The 3,619-nt window shown below is 38.8% G+C and carries 4 protein-coding genes and 1 pseudogene; all 5 read left to right on the top strand.

From position 1 onward, the window contains the following. The first annotated feature begins 232 nt into the window (after positions 1-232). Positions 233-625, top strand: coding sequence for an Hg(II)-responsive transcriptional regulator (merR, locus tag ACS8FD_RS12880; protein WP_286130766.1), 393 nt, complete (start codon positions 233-235; stop codon positions 623-625). 187 nt (positions 626-812) lie between these two features. Then, on the top strand, positions 813-1,160 hold the full coding sequence (locus ACS8FD_RS12875; protein WP_016899520.1) for a mercuric transporter MerT family protein: 348 nt from the start codon (positions 813-815) through the stop codon (positions 1,158-1,160). A 46-nt stretch (positions 1,161-1,206) separates the two neighbouring features. Further along, positions 1,207-1,491, top strand: coding sequence for a mercury resistance system periplasmic binding protein MerP (merP, locus tag ACS8FD_RS12870; RefSeq protein WP_008110847.1), 285 nt, complete (start codon positions 1,207-1,209; stop codon positions 1,489-1,491). Continuing rightward, positions 1,491-1,910: an organomercurial transporter MerC gene (gene merC / locus ACS8FD_RS12865; RefSeq protein ID WP_186475527.1), complete on the top strand. Its 420-nt coding sequence runs from the start codon at positions 1,491-1,493 to the stop codon at positions 1,908-1,910. The genes merP and merC overlap by 1 nt, the downstream gene beginning before the upstream one ends. 68 nt (positions 1,911-1,978) lie before the next feature. Further along, positions 1,979-3,370, top strand: a pseudogene (merA, locus tag ACS8FD_RS12860) (mercury(II) reductase); the annotation flags it as partial. Positions 3,371-3,619 lie beyond the last annotated feature (249 nt).

Genomic DNA, 3,619 nt, shown 5'->3' with positions numbered 1-3,619 from the left:
TGGGGTATACTCATGTAGAACTGCATGTAATAACACTAATTTGGACTTTGATAATGAAAAAGGATAAACCATACATTGTTGTGGTTTAATATTGTTGTAACAACGGTAACTTTACTTATTTAATAGAAGAAAAAACAAAATCAATTAGCGATGTTTAAACTGGTATTCATTGATGGTCACTTTAATTAGATATAAAGTAAGTAAACAAAAAGTCAGTAAGGTAATTGATAACGTGTCTAAACGAACCATAAGTATGTTGGCTAAAGAACTGAGTGTAAATGTCGAAACAATTCGCTTTTATGAACGCAAAGGCTTAATTAAACAACCACCAAAGCCTATGCAGGGCTATAGACATTACCCGAAAGAAACGGTAAATAGAATACATTTTATCAAGCGTTCTCAAGAATTAGGTTTTACGCTAAATGAGATTGAAGGGTTACTTGCGTTAAACGATAGTCCATGTAGTAAAGTACAAGAATTAGCTAATAAAAAACTGATCGCAGTACAAAAAAAGATGGCTGACTTGTTGTTGTTAGAACACGCTTTGGAAGAACATTTAGGACAATGCCAAAATAATGATGACGATAGCCACTGCCCAATAATTGATTCGTTGCAACCGAAGTAAATGATTCACTTAACTACCATTTCCCACTAAAACAGCATATCCAATTTTACTTCTGCGCCTTAATTCAAGTTAGCTTATTCCCCGTATCTGTCGTAGCAGATTATCAAAGATAAATTTTTTATAAATCACCCTTGACTCCGTACTTAGGTACATGCAATACACTTGCATTATCTAATGAGGTATCTATATGAATCAAAAAGAATCAAACCTTCCAATGATAGGAGGCATCATAGCAGCATTAGGCGCAGGCGTATGCTGTGTAGGTCCTTTGCTCCTGTTATTACTTGGGGTAAGTGGCTCATGGATTGGTAATTTAACTGCATTTGAACCCTATAGGCCATTATTTATCGCATTTGTAGTGTTGTTGTTTGGTTACTCAGGTTGGAAAATTTACCGTCCTGTAGAAGAGTGTGAGCCGGGAACGGCCTGTGCAATTCCTAAGAAACAGCAACAACGAAAAGTCATTTTCTGGCTGAGCGCTATAGTTGCGACAATTTTAGTGACCAGTAATTATTGGATACTTTTGTTTGCTTAATATACAGATCAAGAAATTTATAACATTTTAAAATTTGGAGCTAATTATGAAAAAATTATTATTAACCGCACTGCTTTCACTTTCTAGTTTTGGTGCTTTTGCTGAAGTAAAAACAGTTACACTGGAAGTGCCAACGATGAACTGTGCGACATGTCCAATCACAGTTAAAAAGTCATTAGAAAATGTTGATGGCGTTGAAAATGCGAAAGTTACCTACAAGCCTAAGCTAGCTGTTGTTTCTTTTGATGACACTAAAACCAACATCAATGCATTAATTGCAGCGACTACCAACGCTGGCTACCCTTCAAATTTAAAAAGTGAAAATAAGTAATATTTAGCCCCTTAGAACTAGTTACGCGTATCGGAGATAAAGCAGGCTCTATAGGTGCACTTGTTTCGGCAATGGGATGCGCCATGTGTTTTCCCGCGATAGCTAGTCTTGGTGCGGCAATTGGGATGGGATTTCTTAGTCAGTGGGAAGGGGTATTTATCAATACGTTGTTACCACTGTTTGCAGTATTAGCGCTGGTAATGAATATCTTAGGCTGGTTTAGCCATCGTCAATGGCACCGTAGTTTTATCGGTTCAATTGGCCCCATTTTGGTTTTACTCTCTTTATACCCTTGGTTCCAGTACGGGTGGAGTTCATACGTTACTTATACGGGGCTAGGACTAATGGTTGCTGTATCAATTTGGGACATGGTTTCTCCTGCGAATAAACGCTGTGATGATGAAACTTGTACCGCTTAACTTTTTAAGAGGAATAAAATATGTCAACGAATAGTTGTTGCTCGCCAAATGACATCCAGCCAGAACAATTACATGTAGCCATTATTGGTAGTGGTTCAGGGGCCTTTGCCAGTGCGATTAAAGCAGCAGAAGGCGGAGCAAGAGTTACTATCATTGAAGGAGCCGATGTAATCGGAGGTTGCTGTGTAAATGTCGGCTGTGTTCCTTCAAAAATATTGATCCGTGCTGCGCAATTAGCGCATCAGCAACGTACTAACCCGTTTGATGGTTTAGAAAATATTCAGCCACAACTTAGCCGCTCCTTATTAGCACATCAGCAAAACGCTCGCGTCGAAGAACTACGCGATGCTAAATATCAACGTATTTTAGAGAGTAATCCCGCGCTATCTTTACTTAAAGGTTATGCACGTTTTAAAAATCAAAATACCTTGCTAGTTCACAAGTCTGATGGTAGTGAAGAAGAGCTGGTTGCAGATCGCATTTTAATTGCAACAGGCTCTACACCAAGCATTCCGCCAATTAAGGGTTTAGTTGATACACCTTATTGGACATCAACAGAAGCCTTATTTGCAGAAGAGTTACCGAGTAGTCTAGTTGTCATCGGCTCCTCCGTTGTTGCTCTGGAAATTGCGCAAGCTTATGCCCGTTTAGGTAGCCGTGTGACAATTCTAGCCAGACATACCCTTTTATATGCTGAAGATCCGTTATTAGGTGAAAAACTGGCAGAGTGCTTTGAAAAAGAAGGTATTAGGGTACTTAATAATACGCAAGCAAGTCATGTTTCTTATGATAGCAATGGTTTTTCATTGGAAACTAACGAAGGAACATTAATCGCTGAAAAATTGCTTATCTCTACGGGTCGCCATGCAAATACTGGAAAGCTTGGTTTAGAAAATGTTGGTGTTGAAACAGATAAAAGTGGTGCCATTGTTGTTAATAGTATGATGGAAACATCAACAGCTAACATTTATGCCGCTGGAGATTGCTCCAATATGCCACAATTTGTTTATGTTGCTGCTGCTGCCGGAAGTAGGGCTGGAATTAATATGACAGGTGGAAATGCGCAACTCGACTTATCTACCATGCCTGCTGTTATATTCACCGACCCACAAGTTGCTACGGTAGGTCTAACCGAAGTACAAGCTTCAGCGGTAGGAATAAATACGATAAGTCGTGTACTTGATATGGAAAACGTACCAAGAGCTTTAGCAAATTTTGAAACGGATGGTTTTATCAAGTTGGTAGCTGAAGAATCCACGGGAAAACTGATAGGCGCACAAATTTTAGCCCATGAAGGCGGAGAACTGATTCAAAGTGCGGCTCTTGCTATTCATAATAAAATGACAGTCGAAGAATTGGCAGGTCAACTATTTCCGTATTTGACGATGGTTGAAGGATTGAAGTTATGCGCTCAAACCTTTAGCAAAGACGTTAAAGAGCTATCTTGCTGCGCAGGGTAATCATTTAACGGTAATGTACTTACAGAAATGTTAATGGAGTGCCATTAATAGCTGTTATTTCAAATAATTTTCTAGCGGTTTTTTCTCAAAATCTGAGACCTTCCTAAATTTTGTGTAAGTATTTAATCTAAACGTCAGTTACACAGAATCTGGGATGGTCTCCATAACAGTACTTATAGAAATCAAAAATAAGCTAATTCACTCTCGAAAAACTCACTGGATGTACACAACGAAGTACACCGATGTTGC

It is taken from the genome of Psychrobacter sp. 1U2 (assembly GCF_051847575.1).
Note: the sequence above shows the minus strand (reverse complement) of the source record. Positions and strands in the feature narration are given on the sequence as shown.

Coding starts and splice junctions, on each gene's coding strand:
- ACS8FD_RS12875 (WP_016899520.1), top strand. CDS start 813: ATGAATCAAAAAGAATCAAACCTTCCAATGATAGGAGGCATCATAGCA.
- merP (WP_008110847.1), top strand. CDS start 1,207: ATGAAAAAATTATTATTAACCGCACTGCTTTCACTTTCTAGTTTTGGT.